The sequence below is a fragment of the Devosia sp. genome, from assembly GCF_035944845.1.
Lineage (GTDB): Bacteria > Pseudomonadota > Alphaproteobacteria > Rhizobiales > Devosiaceae > Devosia_A.
On record NZ_DASZAW010000051.1, the window covers coordinates 19,205 to 37,946 of the forward strand.

Annotated in this window: 19 protein-coding genes; 15 read left to right on the forward strand and 4 right to left on the reverse strand. The window is 65.8% G+C overall.

The genetic code is table 11. The annotated features are described in order from the left end of the window. Positions 1 to 15: 15 nt before the first annotated feature. The 8 genes from VGV07_RS08370 to VGV07_RS08405 all read left to right on the forward strand — a co-directional run bounded on the left by VGV07_RS08370 (position 16) and on the right by VGV07_RS08405 (position 7,658). Entirely contained in the window at positions 16 to 1,263 is a 1,248-nt protein-coding gene (locus VGV07_RS08370; protein WP_326868241.1) for a DUF3422 domain-containing protein, read from the forward strand. Between the two features lie 212 nt (positions 1,264 to 1,475). After that, the gene (locus VGV07_RS08375; RefSeq protein WP_326868242.1) at positions 1,476 to 1,907 is read left to right on the forward strand and encodes a cytochrome c family protein; all 432 of its coding nucleotides are present in this window, start codon (positions 1,476 to 1,478) and stop codon (positions 1,905 to 1,907) included. A gap of 152 nt (positions 1,908 to 2,059) precedes the next feature. Continuing rightward, positions 2,060 to 3,109 carry a LysR family transcriptional regulator gene (locus VGV07_RS08380; RefSeq protein ID WP_326868243.1) on the forward strand — a complete coding sequence of 350 codons (1,050 nt, stop codon included), beginning with the start codon at positions 2,060 to 2,062 and terminating at the stop codon, positions 3,107 to 3,109. Between the two features lie 82 nt (positions 3,110 to 3,191). Next, positions 3,192 to 4,940, forward strand: a complete 1,749-nt coding sequence (locus VGV07_RS08385) for a pyrroloquinoline quinone-dependent dehydrogenase (RefSeq protein WP_326868244.1) — start codon at positions 3,192 to 3,194, stop codon at positions 4,938 to 4,940. Positions 4,941 to 5,026: 86 nt separating this feature from the next. Beyond that, a complete protein-coding gene (locus tag VGV07_RS08390) occupies positions 5,027 to 5,635 on the forward strand; it encodes a c-type cytochrome (protein WP_326868245.1) in 609 nt (202 codons plus the stop codon). 3 nt (positions 5,636 to 5,638) lie between these two features. Further along, positions 5,639 to 6,391 (forward strand): hypothetical protein, encoded by a 753-nt coding sequence (locus VGV07_RS08395; protein ID WP_326868246.1) that lies wholly within the window; start codon positions 5,639 to 5,641, stop codon positions 6,389 to 6,391. Positions 6,392 to 6,402: 11 nt separating this feature from the next. Further along, positions 6,403 to 7,158 (forward strand): pentapeptide repeat-containing protein, encoded by a 756-nt coding sequence (locus VGV07_RS08400; RefSeq protein WP_326868247.1) that lies wholly within the window; start codon positions 6,403 to 6,405, stop codon positions 7,156 to 7,158. Then, the gene (locus tag VGV07_RS08405; protein ID WP_326868248.1) at positions 7,158 to 7,658 is read left to right on the forward strand and encodes a thermonuclease family protein; all 501 of its coding nucleotides are present in this window, start codon (positions 7,158 to 7,160) and stop codon (positions 7,656 to 7,658) included. Before VGV07_RS08400 ends, VGV07_RS08405 begins: the two co-directional genes overlap by 1 nt. Positions 7,659 to 7,829: 171 nt before the next feature. On the opposite strand, the gene VGV07_RS08410 is transcribed toward VGV07_RS08405, so the two are convergent. The 4 genes from VGV07_RS08410 to VGV07_RS08425 all read right to left on the reverse strand — a co-directional run bounded on the left by VGV07_RS08410 (position 7,830) and on the right by VGV07_RS08425 (position 11,120). After that, positions 7,830 to 8,585 (reverse strand): ATP-binding cassette domain-containing protein, encoded by a 756-nt coding sequence (locus VGV07_RS08410; protein ID WP_326868249.1) that lies wholly within the window; start codon positions 8,583 to 8,585, stop codon positions 7,830 to 7,832. Next, entirely contained in the window at positions 8,582 to 9,316 is a 735-nt protein-coding gene (locus VGV07_RS08415; protein WP_326868250.1) for an ABC transporter ATP-binding protein, read from the reverse strand. The genes VGV07_RS08410 and VGV07_RS08415 overlap by 4 nt, the downstream gene beginning before the upstream one ends. Continuing rightward, complete coding sequence (locus VGV07_RS08420; RefSeq protein ID WP_326868251.1) at positions 9,313 to 9,993, reverse strand: ABC transporter permease; 681 nt, start codon at positions 9,991 to 9,993, stop codon at positions 9,313 to 9,315. The genes VGV07_RS08415 and VGV07_RS08420 overlap by 4 nt, the downstream gene beginning before the upstream one ends. 131 nt (positions 9,994 to 10,124) lie before the next feature. Next, positions 10,125 to 11,120: an ABC transporter substrate-binding protein gene (locus VGV07_RS08425; protein ID WP_326868252.1), complete on the reverse strand. Its 996-nt coding sequence runs from the start codon at positions 11,118 to 11,120 to the stop codon at positions 10,125 to 10,127. 171 nt (positions 11,121 to 11,291) lie between these two features. On the opposite strand from VGV07_RS08425, the gene VGV07_RS08430 reads away from it, so the two are divergent. From VGV07_RS08430 to VGV07_RS08460, 7 genes are all read left to right on the forward strand, one after another. Further along, positions 11,292 to 11,705 (forward strand): hypothetical protein, encoded by a 414-nt coding sequence (locus tag VGV07_RS08430; RefSeq protein ID WP_326868253.1) that lies wholly within the window; start codon positions 11,292 to 11,294, stop codon positions 11,703 to 11,705. Further along, positions 11,702 to 12,691: a PQQ-dependent catabolism-associated beta-propeller protein gene (locus VGV07_RS08435; protein ID WP_326868254.1), complete on the forward strand. Its 990-nt coding sequence runs from the start codon at positions 11,702 to 11,704 to the stop codon at positions 12,689 to 12,691. Before VGV07_RS08430 ends, VGV07_RS08435 begins: the two co-directional genes overlap by 4 nt. Positions 12,692 to 12,782: 91 nt before the next feature. Next, positions 12,783 to 14,024, forward strand: coding sequence for an amino acid ABC transporter substrate-binding protein (locus tag VGV07_RS08440; protein WP_326868255.1), 1,242 nt, complete (start codon positions 12,783 to 12,785; stop codon positions 14,022 to 14,024). Next, a complete protein-coding gene (locus VGV07_RS08445) occupies positions 14,015 to 14,827 on the forward strand; it encodes an ABC transporter permease (RefSeq protein ID WP_326868256.1) in 813 nt (270 codons plus the stop codon). The genes VGV07_RS08440 and VGV07_RS08445 overlap by 10 nt, the downstream gene beginning before the upstream one ends. A gap of 314 nt (positions 14,828 to 15,141) precedes the next feature. Next, positions 15,142 to 16,131, forward strand: a complete 990-nt coding sequence (locus VGV07_RS08450) for a BMP family protein (protein ID WP_326868257.1) — start codon at positions 15,142 to 15,144, stop codon at positions 16,129 to 16,131. 6 nt (positions 16,132 to 16,137) lie between these two features. Beyond that, the gene (locus tag VGV07_RS08455; RefSeq protein ID WP_326868258.1) at positions 16,138 to 17,664 is read left to right on the forward strand and encodes an ABC transporter ATP-binding protein; all 1,527 of its coding nucleotides are present in this window, start codon (positions 16,138 to 16,140) and stop codon (positions 17,662 to 17,664) included. Then, a complete protein-coding gene (locus VGV07_RS08460; RefSeq protein WP_326868259.1) occupies positions 17,661 to 18,740 on the forward strand; it encodes an ABC transporter permease in 1,080 nt (359 codons plus the stop codon). Before VGV07_RS08455 ends, VGV07_RS08460 begins: the two co-directional genes overlap by 4 nt. Positions 18,741 to 18,742: the final 2 nt, after the last annotated feature.

Genomic DNA, 18,742 nt, shown 5'->3' on the forward strand with positions numbered 1-18,742 from the left:
GAGAGGTGACGGGCAGTGGCGGAATGGCGTGAGCACAGCTATCGGCGGCTGATCGATGCGGAGACGCATGCGCGGCCGGTGCTGGGGATGACCCCGCCGATCCGCATCCGGCGGCTGGCCTTCATGAGCGCCGACGGCGGCAACGACCTGAGGGCGCTGCATGAGCAGATGGCGGTGGTCGCCGGGGTGGCGCCGGAAGGGCCGGCCTGGGCGCGGCAACTGGCGTTCGCGCGCGATGGACGGCAGGTGACCTGGGAGTTGCACAACGAGTTCGCCACCATGACCTGGAGCGGGCCGGCCGACGACTGGAACGCCAGGCCCGAGGGGATCGGGCTGGAGCTGCACGAGAAGCTGCTGCTGGTGTTCGCCACCCGCATCGACGTGATGCCGACCGCCACCATCGAGGCGGGGGCGCTGGCCGGCTTCAATCCGCTGAGCCTCTGCTACTCGTCGATCTTCGACGACGGGGCACAGGCGGCGACGGATTTTCATCTCGACGCCGACGGCTTCACCCGCTTCGAGGTGGCGGCAGGGCGCAGCGGCGCGCTCAGGATCGGGGTGATCGTCCGGCGGTTGCTGGAGATCGAGACCTATCGGACGATGGCGCTGATCGGGTTGCCGCTGGCGCGCGAAATGGGCGGACGGGTCGGCGCCTACGAGGCACAGCTGGCGGCCATCATGCAGCAGGTCGGGCAGGGCGGCGACACGGCCGAAGAGCACCAGCTGTCGCTCGAAGCACTGCACAAGCTCAGCGTCGATATCAGCCGGACGGTGGAACAGACGAGCTTTCGCTTTGCCGCGACGCAGGCCTATGGCGAGGTGCTGGCGGAGCGGCTGACGCGCTTACGCGAACACGCCATCGGCGAGTTCACCACCATCGAGCGCTTCCTCAACAACCGGGTGCACCCGGCGCTCGCCACCTGCAAGGCGATGGAGAAGCGGCTGAGCGCGCTCACCGAGAAGGTGCGGCGCTCGATCGAACTGCTCGATGCGCGAATTACGCTCTCGATACAGACGCAGAACCGTTCGGTGCTCGATGCCATCAGCCAGACCGGCCGCAGCCAATACCGGCTGCAACTGACGGTCGAGGGGCTGTCGATCATCGCCATCTCGTACTACGCGCTCGGAATCCTCGGTTACATTTTCGAGGGTCTGCACGAGGTACTGCCGCTCACCAAGGGCGAGATGCTGGCGATGTCGGCGCCGGTGGTGGTGCTGCTGGTGTTTCTGGGCATCCGGCGGCTGAGGAAGGGGCATCCGTGAGCCTGGCGCGACAAACAATCACCGCCGGTGGGTGGCGTCGACGCCCAACGCCAAGCAAGCCTTGTGCCACCGGCTTTGGCGGCACATGCCGACAATGCAGCAGCGCCCCCCTGCGACGTGCGGTCGCTTGACTTGCAACCTATGCGCCCGCCAGAGATTGCCTCATGTGACCAAGTCCGTCGCGCGTCCGGCGGCTGTTTGGAGGAAGTTGAATGAAAGTTCTGGCTCTTGGTTTGGTGATGTCGGCCCTGCTCGCGGGTTCGGCCTTTGCCGAAGGCGATGCGGCGGCCGGCGCCAATGTGTTCAAGAAGTGCGCGTCCTGCCACGCAGTGGGCGAAGGCGCCAAGAACAAGGTCGGCCCGGAGCTCAACGAGCTGTTCGGCCGCGTTGCCGGTACGGCACCGGACTTCAAGTACTCGCAGGCGATGACCGATGCCGGCGCCGGTGGTCTCGTGTGGTCGTCGGAGACGCTGCACCAGTTTCTCACCAAGCCCAGGGATTTCGTGAAGGGCACCAAGATGAGCTTCCCGGGGCTCAAGGAGCAGGCTGACCTCGACAATATCGTCGCCTACCTGCAGACCTTCTCGACTGCCCCGGCAGCAGGCGCTGCCCCGGCCGATCCCGCAGCGGCGCCGGCGCAGTAAGTTTCACCGATTTCGATCAGGCCAAGCCCTCCCGGCGCTCGCCGGGAGGGCTTTGCTTTTCTCACCCCACAAATGGGGGGTATGCGACCTTCTATTAGCTTATCGAATGTGACGTATTGTGCTGACATAGAGGGCTAGAGTTCAGGGCCACAATGGATATCACCCTCAAGCAAATGCAGATCTTCCGCGCCGTGGTGATCGCAGGATCGATCACCAAAGCGTCGCGGCGCGTCGGGCTGAGCCAGCCTTCCATCAGCCAGCAACTGGCCAAGCTCGAGGAGCGGCTGGGCACCCAGCTGATCAATCGCAACCGCACCGGAACCGTAAGCCTGACGCCGTCCGGCGAATACTGGTTCAAGTTCTCCGACGAAGTGCTCAGGAAGTTCGACCAGGCGATCGACGAGCACGAGAAGCGGTATGTCGATAGCCGGGTGTTCCTGAGAATCGGGCTCAGCCCGACGCTGCGCGGCAGGTTCCTGTCGGCGGCGGCGCGGATTGCCAGCGACGAGCAGGGTTTTGCCAAGTTCGAGGTGAGTTATTCGACTACCAGCAGCGAGCTGGTGGAGCAGCTCAGGCTGCACCAGCTCAACTGCGTCATCGTCAACGACGACGCGCTGGCCGAGGACCGCTCGAGCTTTGCCGCGGCTCTGCTGTTCCGGGATCCGATGGTGCTGCTGGTGCCGGCGGAGCTGCCGGGCGGCATGCTGGAAAAGGCCCTGACCAAGGGCGTCAAGGCGTCGCAGCTCGATCATTCGTTGACCCGCTATGTCGAGATCAGCGCCAATGTGCCGATGCGTCCGGTGTCGGATGCCTGGTACCGCTCGAACCTGCCCTACGCGACGCCGGCCTTCTCGGCGATGACCTACGTGGCGGCGACCGATATCGTGGCGGAAGGCCTCGCGACCACGCATGTACCGCTGTCGCTGCTGCCCAGCCTGCCCAACTCGGTACGGGCGCGGCTCAGGGTCTATACGCTCGGCGGCATGGATCGCTCGATCGTCCTCGCCATGCCCAAGCACCTGATGACACTGCCGGGCTATGCCAATATCTTCAAGCGGCTGACCGACTTCTGCCGCCACGAGTATAGCCAGAACGTCCCTGCCGACAGCGTGCTCGAGCTGCCGACGCCAGAGCGGGCCCGGCCGGAGAAGGAACTGGCTGGCGGGCGGACGCCCGCGGGCTTGCAGCAGAATTTCCAATAGATGACATAGGCAAACTCCCCCGCGCATCGGTTTTATGTGGCGCCAGTGTGCCAAACAAAAACGATCCTGAAGGGGGAGACAAATGCACCTGAAACACCTGATGTCCGCCATGCTGGCGGGCAGCATGCTGGTCCTGCCGGGGGTCGCCCTGGCCGCGGACGTCACCGCCGCGCGGCTTTCCGCCGCGGGCAGCGAAGCGGAAGCCGGCAACTGGCTGATGGTGCACCGCACCTATGATGCGCACCGCTATTCGCCGCTGAGCGAAATCACCGCCGACAACGTCTCGGGCCTGAAGCTCGCCTTCGCGGTGCCGCTCGGCGGTTCGGAGCCGGCAGGGTTCGGCGCAGGCTCGATGGAAGCGACGCCGCTCGCCAAGGACGGCTTCCTCTACATCTCCGACCCCTGGGGCACGCCCTACAAGATCGACGTGTCGGACGGCAAGCAGGGCAAGACCGTGTGGGTCGGCGATACCGGCATCGACAAAGACCCGAGCCGCGGCATCCTCTTGGCTTCGCGCGGACTGGCGTTGATCGACAACCTGGTGGTCACCGTCCTCAACGACGGCCGCGTCATGGCCTTCGACGACGAGACCGGCGACGTGGTGTGGGACCAGCAGGTCGGCAAGGAGCCGGGTGAAGGCTTCACCAACGCCCCGCTGGTGATCAAGGACAAGATCCTCGTCGGGCAGTCATACGGCGACTGGGCGACGCGCGGCTGGGTGGCGGCGCTCGACGCCAAGACCGGCGAAGAGGTATGGCGCTTCTACACGGTTCCCGAGCCCGGCCAGCCCGGCTCCGAAACCTGGCTCTGCGACCAGTCGGGCAACCCTGATTGCTGGAAGACCGGCGGCGCCGCAGCCTGGGTGACCGGTTCCTACGACGAAGCCAGCAACACCACCTATTGGGGCACGGGCAACCCGGTGCCGATGTATGATCCGGAATATCGTCCGGGCGACAACCTCTACTCCAACTCGACCGTGGCGCTCGACGCCGATACCGGCGAGCTGAAGTGGCACTTCCAGTACACGCCGGGCGACTACATGGACTATGACGAAGTCGGCGCCCAGCTGCTCGTCGATGCCAAGGTCGACGGCGAAGACCGCAAGGTCCTCGCGCATTTCGGCCGCAATGGCATCTTCTACACGCTCGATCGCACCAATGGCTCGTTCATCGCGGCGAACCCCTATGTGTCGAAGCTGAACTGGACCAAGGGCATCGACCCCAAGACCGGCAAGCCGGTGGAATACGATGCGTCCAAGCCGCTGCAGGTCTATGCCAACGGCACCATGCGTCGTGGCGGCGAGACGGTGAACACCTGCCCGAACATCCAGGGCGGCATGAACTTCTGGCCGCCGGCCGTCGATTCCAGCACCAATATTGCTTACGGCGCCGGCATCGAGGGCTGTTCGGACCTGACGGTTGAACAGAAGGCTCCGGAAGACGTGGCGCCGGGTGCAACTACCTTCGCGGGTGGCGCGGCAGCGGCCTCGGGTGCGCAGACCGGTTCGATCTTCGCGTTCGACGTCACTACCGGCAAGCAGGTCGCCAGCATCGAGCGCCCGTATCCGAACTATGCCGGCGTGATGACTACGCCCGGCCTGGTTTGGACCGGCGAGATGGACGGCACGTTCGGCGCCTATGATGCGAAGACGCTGGAGCAGAAGTGGTCGATCAACATGGGCGGCACGTTCAGCGCCCCGCCGATCGCCTTCAAGGTCGGCGACAAGGAGTACATCGCGATCGCGTCGGGCGGCAGCGCCGTCACCACCTTCGGGTACCCGGAGCTGGCCAACCGTCCCGCCGCGAACGTCCTCTACGTGTTCTCGCTCTGAGCGCGGTTCGCGACCACAACCAACTGACCAAGCCGGGCGGTTTCCAACCGCCCGGCACGACTCATTGAAGAAAGAAGAGTTTCCCGATGTCGCTCCTCAACCGCAAATCCCTGGCGCTGCTCGTCGCAGCCGGCCTCGTGGCGGTCACCCCGCTGGCGCTCAATGCGGCGCAGCCGCCGGCCAATGCTCCGGCAGCCGAGACTGCCGCCCCTGCCGAGGCTCCAGCGGCCGATGCTACCGCCATCGAACTCGACCCGCTGCTCGCCGGCGCCGATGTCAATCGCGGCGTCGTGGTCTATGGCAGCAGGGGCGGCAACTGCGTTTCCTGCCACGGCTGGGATGGCAATGGGCTGGGCAAGAACCCGCGCTCGGAAGGCGCCGCCGCATTGCTGCGCGACTCCGGCCTCGATGCGCAGGGTTTCATCGAGATCATCAGCTGCGGCATCCCGGGCACGCCGATGCCGTATCACGATGCCCAGGCCTACAAGGACGACCGCTGCTACGGCATGACCAAGGCCGACTTCGAAGAGGGCCAGATGCCGCACAAGGGCAAGTCGCTCAAAAGCGAAGATATCCTCAGCCTCGTCGCCTATATCCAGACCCACATCCAGGGCAAGCCCAAGGCGACCTATGAGGATTGCGCCTTCTATTTCGGCGCTTCGGCCGAGAAGGCCTGCGCCTTCCTGAAGAAGTAAGCGATGCGGCTCGGCCTGCTATCGCTTGCAATCGGGATCTTCGGTGCGCTGGCGGTGACTCCGCCGGCGCTGGCGCAGTTCGACGCCAATCTCGTGCCCAAATACACCATCTGGGACATCAGGTTCGGTGAACCGATCAGCCAGATCCCGCCGGCCGAAATCGCCGAGATCGCCTGCGGCACCAATGGCGGGCCGCCCTCGACGCCGCTCAAGGACTTCTCCGAATTCGAGACGTGCCCGGCCGAGGCGACGGGCCTGCACGAGGTGTATTTCACCAATGACGACGAGGCCGACTATATCGCCAGGGCGCTGGAGACCGAGTACCGCGTCATGCAGGGCGGCAACTCGATCTATGCCCACCCGGTGGTGTTCTCGGTGCTGATCGATGCTGGCGGCATCGCGCGCGGCATCCGCGTCGTCACCGACGAGCGGGCGGCGGATCGCGAGCGGCGGGTGGCGATGACGCTGTCGCGCAACCTCAAGTCGCGCTACGGGCGCTGGGCGCAGACTTGCGAGAACCTGCCGCCGACCGACGGGCAATTGCCGGTGGGCAAGATTTTCGTGCACGAGATTTGTACCGCCGACAGCCCGGAGGGCGACGCACGGATGCGGCTCGAAGCCACCTATTTCCGCAAGAAGGGGCAGACTTCGATCAACCTCGAGACGCAGCAGATCAACAAGAACTATTTCCAATCGGCGACCCGGCTCGAAGTGGTGCAGAAGCCGTACGAGCCGGACACCAGGCCAGTGCGATGAGGAGAGACCCGATGCGCATGGGGTTGTTGGCGTTGCTGGTGCTGGTGCCGGGCGCAGCCCTGGCCAGCCCGGCCGACGAGCTGCGGAGCGGCTCCCGCACGGAGTGCCGCGGTTGTGACCTCTCCAATGAGAGCTTCAAGAAGCTCGATCTCTCCGGCGTCGACCTTTCAGGCGCCAACCTCACCAATGCCAGCTTTCACCGCGCCACCCTCAAGGGCGCCAAGCTCAGTGGGGTCATGGCGGAGGGGGCCAACTTCAACCTCGCCGATCTGAGCCGCGCCGACCTGAGCGGCGGGCACTTCAAGGATGCGATGTTCTATGAGGCGCAGCTGTCGGGCGCCAAGTTCGGCAAGGCCGATTTGACGGCGACGCGAATGCAGCATGCGCGACTGACCGGCGCCGACCTGAGCGGGGCCGATCTCGACTGGGCAGTGATGAAGGAGGTCCGGCTCAACAATGCCGACCTCACCGGCGCGTCGCTGGAACGCACCAATCTCGAAAAGGCGAGCCTGGGCCGCACCAGGTTCGACGGCACCACCATCACCAGCGCGGGTTTCCTGCAGGCCACCGCCCCCGGAGCAAGCTTCAAGGATGCCAAGGTGTCGCTGACCGACTTCTACGGTGCGGCGCTCGACAATGTCGATTTCAGCGGCGCGGTCCTGAGCGACAACCGCTTCACCCGGGCCCGGCTGAAGCTCGAGCAGTTTGGCGAAGCGACCTATACACGCAACATCCTGCCCGACGGGCGGGTGCAGGGAGCCAAATGATGCGAATGAAACTGAGCCTCGCTGCACTGGTGCTGATCTGGGCGGTGTCCGGCACTGCGGCGCAGGAAGTGGTGAGCGGGGCGGCCAAGGTGGTCGATGCCGATATCATCATGGTGGACAAGCAGCGGGTGATCCTGTGGGCCGTGGATGCACCGGAGCGGCCGCAGAAGTGCTTTGTCGGCGACCTCCTCTGGGATTGCTATGGCGCGGCGCGGCAGGCGCTGGGCGAGCTGATCGGCTCGGGCGAGGCGAGCTGCACACTGCAGCCGGGCGAACCGGACAAGTTCAATCGGCGCTATGGCGTCTGCATCTCGGCGGGCAAGGATATCGGCGCCGAACTGGTGCGGCTCGGCATGGCGCGGGCATTCGGCGAGCAGGGCGAGGACTACGTGGCTCAGGAAGAGGAAGCCAAGGCGGCTGGGCTCGGGGTGTTCCAGCCGGGGGCCAAGATCGATGCACCGTGGGAGTTCCGGAAGACGGACCCGCGGAACTATCGGTAGGGGCTTGAGGCGGGTGGGCAGACGCGCACTGCCCTGTGCCTGGCCACCGGCTGCCATCCCAAACTCGATGTCATCCCAGCGAAAGCTGGGACCCAATTCACCTCTTGCGCAGGCGGATAGATGGGTCCCAGCTTTCGCTGGGATGACACCGAGTGGGTGGTGAGGGCGGTGCTAGTCCACTGAAGTCGCCGCCACCGGCTTCACCCCCGTCAGCGCGATATAGGCCTCACCCAGTGTCTCGGTCCCCGCGGCGGCGATGATCTCCGCCGGGGTGCCCATGCGAATGATCCTGCCGCCGACGATCAGGGCGATGCGGTCGGCGTGCTCGACTTCTTCGACGAGGTGGGTGGCCCAGAGGATCGAGGTCTGGTGGGTGTCGCGGAGGCCGCCTATGTGCTGGCCGAGCAGTTTACGGGTGGTGGGATCGAGGCCGACCGAGGGTTCGTCCATCAGCAGCAGCGATGGCATGTTGAGCGTGGCGCGGACGATCTCGATGCGGCGCTGGTTGCCGCCCGACAGGGTGCGGACCGGCTTGTCGATCAGCTCGGTGACGTCGAAGAACGCTGCGGCGGTGTCGATCCGCTGGTTGAGCAGCTTGCCGGAAAGGCCGAACAGGTTGCCGTGGAATCTGAGGTTGGCGCGCACGCTCATGTCGAGATCGAGCGAGCGCGACTGAAACACCACGCCCAAGCGCTTGAGGATTTCAGACGCCTTATCCTTGTAACCCAAGCCGAACAGCCTGACCGTGCCGCCATCCGGGGAGAACAGGCCCGAGCAGATCTGGAACAGGGTGGATTTGCCGGCGCCGTTGGGACCGAGCAGGCCGACGATCTCGCCGGCCGCAATGTCGAGCGAGACGCCCTTCAGCGCCTCGTTGTTGCCATAGGACTTTCTGACATCGGTCAGGGCGAGGACGGGGTCGGTCACGCGGCGGGCTCCCTGGTGCTGACCGAGGCGGCGATCTCGTTGGCGATGGCCTCGCGTTGCTCGCGGCTGCGTTGACCGCGCGGGATGTCGAAGCGGTAGTCGGCGGCAATGCGGGCGGGGCGGCCGGCGAGCACGATAGCGCGGTCGGCCAGCATCGCGGCATCCTCGGGCAGGTGAGTGACCAGCAGCACGGTAGGGCGGTTCGACGCGATCAGCACGAACAGCACCTCCTCCATCTCGCGTACCAGGGTGCGGTCGAGGGAGACGAAGGGCTCGTCGAGCAGCAGCAGGCGCGGATTGACCGAGAAGGCGCGGGCCAGCGCGACACGGCGCTGCATGCCGCCCGACAGCTCGTGCGGGAAGTAGTGCTCGAAACCGCTGAGCCCGACGCGGTGCAGCATCTCGGCGGCTTCGGCCGCAGTGGTTTCAGCTCGCACGGCGCGGATATTGTCGAGCGCGGTCAGCCAGGGAAGGAGTCGTGCATCCTGGAACACGAAGCCGGCCGGCGGGGCGGCAGCCGCCGGCATGCCGTCGACATGTACGGTACCCGCGAACAGCGTATCGATGCCGCCGACCATGCGCAGCAAGGTGGATTTGCCGACGCCGGACGGGCCGACCAGCGCCACCACCGAGGAGGGCTCGACCACGAGCTCGAAGCGCTCGAGCAAGGGCTCGGGCAGGAAGTCGAAACGCTTGCCGTCGACGGCGATATCGAGACGGGGACCACTCATCGCGGCTGCCGCCATTTCAGCACCCGGTGTTCGAGCGGGCGAAGGATCAGGTACTCGAAGACGAAGACCACGAGGATGAAGGCAGTGGTGTAGGCGAAGATGCCCTTGATATCGAAGAACTGGAAGAACACCGAGATGCGGAAGCCGACGCCGCCATCGGAGCCGAGCACCTCGAAGACGAGGACGATCTTCCAGATCAGGCTCAGCCCGGTACGGGCGGCAGCGAGGACGAACGGCATCAGCTGCGGCACGGAGATCAGCCGCAACTGGCGCAGGTACGGCATGCGGAAGGCGCGGCCGAGATCGTCATAGGCCGGATCGAAACTGCGCACGCCTTCGCGGATGGTGGCGATGACCAGCGGCAGCTTGTTCAGCACCACGGCGAGGACCAGCGCGAACTCGGTGAGCCCCAGCCAGATGTAGAGCACGATGGCGATGACGATGGCCGGCACATTGAGGCCGACCACTACCCAGGCAGAGAACAGCCGGTCGGCAAGGCGCGAACGACCGAGCCCGATGCCGATGGCGGTACCGAGCGCCATGGCGACGATGAAGGCGATGACGGCGCGGGTCAGGGTCTTGCCCAGATCGGGGAGGAGCTTGCCCGTGGTGGCGAGCGTCCAGACATGGGCGCCGACCTCGGTGGGGGTAGGGAACAGCCGTGACGGGAACAGCATGGCAAGGATCTGCCAGGCGGCGAGCAGCAGCAGAACGCCGACGAGCTCAAGGGGAATGCCTCGCCTCGTCGCGCGCTGCGGCTGTGCTTGAGTGGTTACGGCCGAGGCCCGGCCGTCGCGCAGTTCAACGGCTATTTGCGGTAGCCTTTCCAGAACGTGCCGTCGGCCAGTTCGGTCGAGTCACCCACCACGTCGGGTCCGCCGAACTTGGCCATTACGGCGAAGGATTGCTCGGCCGGCTGCATGTTGGAGGCGGCGTACTTGGTGACGATGCCGGCACGATAATCGTCGCGCAGCTGGGCGAACAGTGCGTCGTCGTCGCCGACATTCATCACGCCGCGGATCTTGTCCCACAGCGCATCGTCGGTGAGCAGGGCGTTCTTGGTCTCGAAGCTGGCATCGAGGAAGCCCTTGATGGCGGCTTTCTTCTCACGGCCGGTCTGGTCGAAAAAGGCCCAGCCGAGCAGCGGCGGGGTTTCCGAGACGCCGAGATCGGCGAGCATGGCAGCGACCGAGATCAGTTCGGTCTTGCCTGCCAGCTTGGCGCGCGAGTTCCAGTTCCACAGATTGAGCGCCGCCTGGGCCTGGCCGCCGGTAATCAGTTCGTTGACCAGCGGCGGGGCGCCGAACTTGGCCTCGGCATCCTCGGTGAGGTTGCCGCCGGTCAGCTTGTTGTAATAAGCGGCGAGCACGACGTAGCTCTTGTCGACCGGGCTGCCGGAGACGGCGAGGGTCTTGCCTTTCAGATCCGCGACGGTGGCGATGCCAGCGGCCGGATCGACCACCAGTCCGCCGACGGTCAGCGAGTGCGGCACCATGGTGACCATGTTGCCCTGGTGACGCTGGATCGAAACCCAGACGAAATCGGACAGGATGACGTCGACTTGCTTGGCCTGCAGCGCGATCTGCCCGGCCTTCGAATCGGCGACGTCGCGGATGTCGAGCTTGAGGTGATGCTTCTTGTCGAGCTCGAGCGCCTGCATGGCGGCCAGCTCCCATTTCACCGTGCCGGTGGCCTGCACGCCCAGCGACAGTTTTTCCGGCTCGCCATGCTGGGCGAAGGCACCGGAGACGACGCCGAACGCCAGGGTCAATCCCAGCAGAACGGCCTGAAGAATGTTGCGCATGGTTCCTCCCGCGGAACGCGTGAATTCAAGTGGTGGGTGCAGCGCTAGCACCCGGGATCATTGGGCTTGGCTATATCATGTATTGCGGCTGGCGGGTTGCTGGCGTGCGGCAGGACAGCAGATTGTAAATTGCGATAATGCCAATCGAAACTGCCTATGGGGGCCACCAGAATGAAGACGATTTTCGCCGCTGCAACTGCCGCCCTGATGCTCGCCGGCGCGGCGCACGCCGAAGGCAACCTCGCCGCCAATGGCATCGACCTGACGCTCGAGATCAACACGGTCGACCTCAAGTTCAGCCAGGAGGTGTGGGAGCTCGAAACCGGCAAGTATTACCAGCTCGACATCACGTCCGACGGTAACGAGGAAATCGCCGTGGTGGCGCCGGAGCTGTTCCGCAACTCGTGGATCAACCAGATCGTCGTCAACGATCTCGAGGTGAAGAGCTACGGGCTCTACTCGGTTGAGTTCGACGATGCCGGCACGTTCAACATTTCCTTCGTGCCGATCCGTCCCGGCGAGTATGAAATCTACGTGCCGGGCTACGAGAACCGCGGGCTCAAGGGGAAGTTCATCGTCAAATGAGGTTCACCCGACGCACATTCGTCGCGACGGCGGCGGCGCTGGTGGCGGCGAGCGCGGTACCGCGCGCCGTTGCCAAGGGCACGGGGATGATCTTCGTCTCGACCGAAAAGGGCAATGAGGTGGTGGTGCTCGACCGGTCGCTGGCGGTGGTCAAGCGCATCGCCACCTCGCGGCGGCCGCGCGACATGCACTTCAATGCGGCCAAGGATTTGCTCTACGTCGCCTGCGGCGACGATGATGCGATCGACGTGATCGACGTGGCGAGCCTCGAAGTGGTGGACTCGATCCCGACCGGGCCTTCGCCGGAGGTGTTCGCCTTCTCGCCGGACGAGAAGGTGATCTACGTCTCGAACGAGGAGGATTCCCGGCTCGAGGCCATCGACATGGAAACCCGGGTGTCGATCCAGGACATCCCGACTGGCGCCGAGCCGGAAGGCGTGCTGGTGATGCCGGACGGCAAGACCGCCTATGTCACCTCGGAAGTCGCCGACATGGTGCATGTGGTCGATACCACCACCGGCGCGGTGACCAAGAACATCCTCGTCGGTACCCGGCCGCGCCGCTTCATCCTGACGCCCGATGGAACCGAGCTGTGGGTGAGCTGCGAGCTCTCCTCGGAAATCTACGTCATCGATACGGCGACCAACGAGATCAAAGGCGATAGCCTGATCTTCGTGCCGCCCGGCTTCCGCGAGGAAGACGTGACCCCGGTGGGGATGGCGGTGACGCGGGATGGGTCGAAGATCCTGCTCAGCCTCGGGCGCGCTAACCACATCGTCATCATCGACGGCACGACGCACGACGTGCTGCAATATGTGCTGGTGGGCAAACGCGCCTGGTCGGTGGATCTCTCGAGCGACGAGACGCGGGCCTATGTGGCGAACGGCTTGTCGGACGACATCACGGTGATCGACATGGCCTCGATGAAGCCGATCCAGTCGGTGCCGGTGGGACGCGTACCGCATTCGGTGGTGATCGATGACTAGTGCGCAGGACGTCGCCACGAGCGTCACCTCTCCCTTTGGGGGAGAGGTCGGCGCGCAGCGCCGGGTGAGGGGGCCTTCCTCCGCACCACGCTTGGGGCAAGGCCCCCTCACCCTGACCCTCTCCCCCCAGGGAGAGGGGACGCGGGGGCGCCGCCGGTTCACACCCAGACTGCTTTCCAGTCTCCTCCCCCTGGCGGCGTCGCTGCTCCTCAGCGGCGCCGCATTTTCTGCCGAGATCAAGATCGGCTATCTGGGGCTCAAGGACGATCCGCGCTACCACCCAGACCTCGTCTATACCCGCATCGAGATCGCGCCCGGCGGCAACCCCGTCGATGGGGCGACGATGGGCGTCGAAGAGATGAAGGTGGTGTCGGATGCGGTGGACCAGCAGGTGGGGCTGGATCACCAGGAGGCAACCGATGCGGCATCATTGGTGGCGAAGCTCGACCAGATGGTGAAGGCGGGCGAGCAGTTCGTCATCCTCGACCTGCCGGCCGAACTGGTCGACCAGGTGGCCGGGCAAACGCGCGAGTGGCCGGTGACGCTGCTCAATGCCACGGCGCCGGAAGATTACCTGCGCCAGCGCTGCTACCCGAACCTGCTCCACACTGCCGCATCGGATCGCATGCTGTCCGATGCGATGGTGCAGCTCCTGCGCACCCGCAACTGGACCAAGGTGCTGATGCTGGTGGGGTCGGAGCCGCGCGACAAGGCGATGGCGGCGGCGTTCCGCGCCTCGGCCGAGCGGCAGCGCTTCAATATCGTCGACGAGCGCGAGTTCACCCTCGCCACTGATCCTGCGAACCGCGAGAAGAACAACTCGCTGCTGATCACCGGCAATGCCGACTACGACGTGGTGTTCGTCGCCGACCACCAGGGCGAGTTCTCGCGTTACCTGCCGTACGACACGCAGCTGCCGCGGTTGGTGGTGGGCTCGACCGGCCTGGTGGCGTCGGAGTGGCAGTGGAGCTGGGATCGGGACGGCTCGACCCAGGTCACCTCGCGGTTCGAGAAGCTGACCGATGGGCGCCGAATGACCGGGCAGGACTGGTCGAGCTGGATCGCCGCCAAGGCCGTCGTCACCGCCTATGCCAAGGCGCGCAGCGGCGACTACCAGAAGACCGCCGACTATATCCGCGGCAACCGGCTGAAGATCGACGGGGCCAAGGGCGTGCAGCTCAACTTTCGCCCGTGGGACGGCCAGATGCGGTTCCCGATCGTGCTCGCAACGCACAACGCGGTCATCGCCGAGGCGCCGCTCGAAGGCTTCCTGCACCAGACCAACGTGCTCGATACTCTCGGCACCGACGAGCCGGAGCACAAGTGTCAGTAAGCGTGCAGCACCTGTGGCTCGGGGTCTACGCCATCACCTGGCGGGAGATCGCCAAGTTCCTGCGCCAGACCGAACGGCTGCTCTCGGCGCTGGTGCGCCCGGCGCTGTGGCTCATCGTCTTCGCGACGGGGCTGCATGACCTGCTCGGCGTTTCGATCGTCCCGCCGTACCAGACCTATACGCCCTACCAGGAATACATCCTGCCCGGGCTGGTGGGCATCGTCATCCTGTTCCAGTGCATGCAGTCGGCGCTGTCGATGGTGTATGATCGCGAGGCCGGGGTGATGCGGGTGATGCTGGTAACGCCGCTGCCGCGCGGCTTCCTCCTGTTCGCCAAGATCACCGGCGCGACGATCCTGGCGCTGCTGCAGGCCTACGCGTTTCTGATCGTCGCCAGGCTGGTTGGCTATGGGGTGCCGGATTTCGGTTACCTCACCGCCATTCCGGCGATCATCCTGGCCGGGCTGATGCTGGGCTCGATCGGGCTGCTCGTCTCGGTCTACACGCCGCAGATCGAGAACTTTGCCGGCATGATGAACTTCGTGGTGTTCCCGATGTTCTTCCTCTCCTCCGCGCTCTACCCGCTGTGGAAGTTGCGCGAATCCGGAGCGGAAATCGTCTACTGGCTGAGCGTGGTGAACCCGTTCACCCATGCGGTGGAACTGATCCGCTTCGCCATGTACGGGCAGCCCAATCTCACCTCGCTCGGCGTAGTGGCCGGATGTGCCGCGGTGGCGTTTCTGCTGGCGGCGCGCGGCTACGACCCGCAGGCCGGGGCGATCCGCAAGGTGAAGCGGGACTAGCAATGTTGGTCTGGTTGCCCACGGAGTCATTCCCGCGAAAGCGGGAACCTCCGTTTTGGTGCCACCCGTACCATCGCAAACAGAGTTCCCCGCTTTCGCGGGGATGACCCGGCGCGTGAGGGTTGAACTGCTCATCCCGCCGAACGCCATGCGCTCAACGCACAGCCCGCCTGCCGCAGACACGCCTTTGTGACGATTGACGACAACGTTAGCAGCATTACCATCCGCTTCTCGCGCTGCGACCCCGAATGCGGGGACGGCGGGCTGGCGGGCTCCATGGTTCCCGCGCAGTGCGTGACACAGGAGAAGAACAAATGACATCCTTGATGACACTCTCACGCCGGCGCTTCGCGCAGGCGGCGCTGCTGCTCGTTGCGACCACGGCGCTGAGTACGCCGGTGCTGGCCGCCGATCTGAAGATCGCGATGATCCTGCCCGGCCCGATCACCGACAACGACTGGAACTCGGTGGGCTATAACGGGCTCGAGGCCGCCGGCAAGGCGCTCGGCGCCGAAGTCGCCTATGTCGAGAACGTCACCGACGCCGACGCGGAGCGGCTGCTGCGCGATTTCGCCGAGCGCGGCTACGGGCTGATCTTTGCGCATAGCTTCTCGTTCGGCGATGCGGCGCTCAACGCTGCCGAGGATTTCCCCGACACCACCTTCATGGCCGGCACGGCGGCAGAACTGGCGCCGAACCTCGGGACCTATTCCAACCCAGACTACCAGGGCGCCTATCTCGCCGGCATGCTGGCAGCCGGGACGTCGAAGACCGGGTCGGTCGGCTGGGTCGGCGGCATGCCGGCGCCCAATATGCTGGCGAACCTCCACGCCTATGAGGCTGGCGCCAAGGAAGTGAAGCCCGAGATCAAGGTGCTGCACACCTTCATCGGCTCGTGGTTCGATCCGCCCAAGGCCAAGGAAGCCGCCATCGCGCAGGTGGAGCAGGGTGCCGACGTCTTGAGCGCGCAGGGCGTCGGGGTGATCGATGCCGCCATCGCCAAGAAGGTGTTCGCGCTGGGCGCCATGACCGACCAGAACCATCTCGGGCCCGAGGCGGTGCTGACCAGTGTCACCTGGGATCTCGGCCCGCTGGTGACGGCCGTCGGCCAGGCAGTGATCGACGGCACCTGGAAGAGCGAGAACTGGTCGTATGGCGTTGCCGCCAACTCGGTCGGGCTCGCCGACTTCCACGGCCTCGACAAGAATGTCGACCCGGCGGTACTCAAGGCGGTGAACGACAAGATCGCGGCGATCAAGGCCGGTACGTTCGAAGTGCCGCTCGATACCAGCGAAGTGCAGTAAGCGGACGTGCCGCAACCGGACGAAGCCGCTGCCGCGGTGGCGATGCGGAACATCCGCGTCGCCTTCGGCGCGGTGGTGGCCAATGACGATGTGAGTTTCGCCGTGCAGCCGGGAGAAATCCATGCGCTGCTCGGCGAGAACGGCGCCGGCAAGACCACGCTGATGCGGGCGCTGGCCGGGCTGATCCAGCCGCAGGCAGGCTCGATCGAGATCGGCGGACGGCCAGTGACCATCGACGGCCCGCTGGAAGCGCGCCGGCTGGGCATCGGCATGGTGCACCAGCATTTCATGCTGGTGCCGACCCTCAGCGTTGCCGAGAACATCGCGCTCGGTTTGAAGGAAGTGCGGACCTGGTTTCCGCGGCTCGAGCAACTGGCCGACGAGATCGATGCGCTGGGCGCGCGCTACGGGCTGGCAGTGAATGGGCGGGCACTGGCCGGCGAATTGTCGGTGGCGAGCCAGCAACGGGTAGAGATCGTCAAGGCGCTCTATCGGGGCGCCAGAATCCTGGTGCTGGACGAGCCGACCGCCGTGCTGACACCGCAGGAAGCGGCGGCCTTGTTCCCGGTGCTGCGGGCACTGGCGGCGGCCGGGACGGCAATCGTCTTCATCTCGCACAAGCTCAACGAAGTGATGGCGTTGACCGACCGGATCACTGTGCTGAGGCGCGGCAAGGTGGCGGGAACGCTGCGCACGGCCGCAACCGAGCCGCGCGCGATCGCCCGCATGATGGTGGGCGGCGAGGTGACGCTGCCGCAGCTCGAGGGCATGCCAACGCCCGGACGGCCGCTGCTGGAGGTCGACCGGCTGGGGTTGACCGATGGGCGCGGGGTGCGGCGGCTCGAGGGGGTGAGCCTCTCGGTCGGCGCCGGCGAGATCGTCGCGGTGGCGGGGGTCGATGGCAATGGCCAGCAGCAGCTGGCCGAGGCGATCGTCGGGTTGCAGCGGCCCGATAGCGGGCGGGTGCTGATCGACGGGGTCGAGATGACGCACCGTCCGGTGGCGGAGCGGATCGCGGCGGGGCTGGCGCATATCCCCGAGGACCGGCATCGCACGGCGATCTTCGAAAAGCTGTCGGTCACCGACAATGCGGTGGCCGAGGAAGCGGGGCGGCCGCGCTTTGCGCGCTGGGGGCTCAGACGGTTGAGCGAAACCCGCGCCTTCGCGGCACAGCTGGTGGCGGATTACGATGTGCGACTCGGGAGCACCGAGCAGCCGATCGGCTCGCTCTCGGGTGGCAACCAGCAGAAGGTGGTGCTGGGTCGCGCCCTGAGCCGCGACCCGCGGCTGGTGGTGGCGGTGCAGCCGACGCGCGGCCTCGATATCGGGGCGACGGCGTTCCTGCAGAACCAGTTGCTGAGGCGGCGGGCGGCAGGAGCCGCGGTGCTGCTGATCTCCACCGAGCTCGACGAGGTGCTGGCGCTGGCCGACCGCATCGTCGTGCTGTTCAAGGGCCAGGTGAGCGGGGTGGTGGCGCGGGCTGATTTCAGTGTCGAGAAGCTGGGGCTGCTGATGGCCGGGAGGGGGGCATGAGCGAGAGCGCATCGGAGGCCGCGGTAGGCCTCGCGCGGCGCTGGCTGCTGCCGCGCTCGGTGCTGTCGGGCGTCTTCTGTGTGCTCGCGGCCTTCGCGATGGGGGCGCTGCTGATCGCGGCGATCGGGCGCGATCCGGTGCTCGCTTATCTCAGCCTGTTCGAGGCGTCGCTCGGCAGTACCAATGGCTTGGCAGAGACGGCGATCCGCACTGTGCCGCTGGCGTTCTGCGGCATCGGCATCGCACTGGCCTTTCGCGCCGGGGTGTTCAATGTCGGGGCCGAGGGGCAGCTGTTCATCGGCGGCGTCGCCGCCGCCTGGGTCGGGTTGCAGCTCGGCGGCCAGCCGCAATGGCTGGTGCTGCCGGCCATGGGTGTTGCGGCCGCTCTTGCCGGCGCCGCCTGGTCGGCCATCGCGGGTGTGCTGAAGCTGAAGTTCCGGGCCGATGAGCTGATCACCACCATCATGCTCAACTACATTGCCATCTATTTCGTCGGCTATCTGCTGCATGGGCCGCTGCAGGACCCGGGCTCGCCCCTGGCGCGCACCGCGCGGCTGGCCACCGAGGCGCGGTTGCCGATGCTGCTCGAGGGCACGCGGCTCCATGCCGGGCTGCTGCTGGTGGTCATCGTGGCGATCGTCGCGCAGGTGTTCCTGTGGCGTTCGGTAGCGGGGTTCCGCTTACGGGCCGTGGGGCACAATGCGCGGGCCGCGGAAAACACCGGCATGAACGTCAAGGCGGCGCTGTGGACGGGCTTCCTGGTCTGCGGTGCGCTGGCTGGCCTCGCCGGTTTTTCGGAGGTGGCCGGGGTGCAGCGGCGGATGATCGAGAACCTGTCGCCGGGGTTCGGCTACACCGCAATCATCGTGGCGTTGCTCGGCCAGACCAATCCATTGGGCGTCCTGGCGGCTGCAGTGCTTTTCGCCGCCCTGCAGATCGGCTCGACCACCATGGAATCGGCGGCGGGGGTGCCGAGCGCCCTGACCACGGTGATCCAGGCGCTGGTGGTGCTGTTGCTGATCGGCCAGAACGCACTACCGCGGTTCTTCCGCCGGCGCGCGGCGAGCGGGAGCTGAGC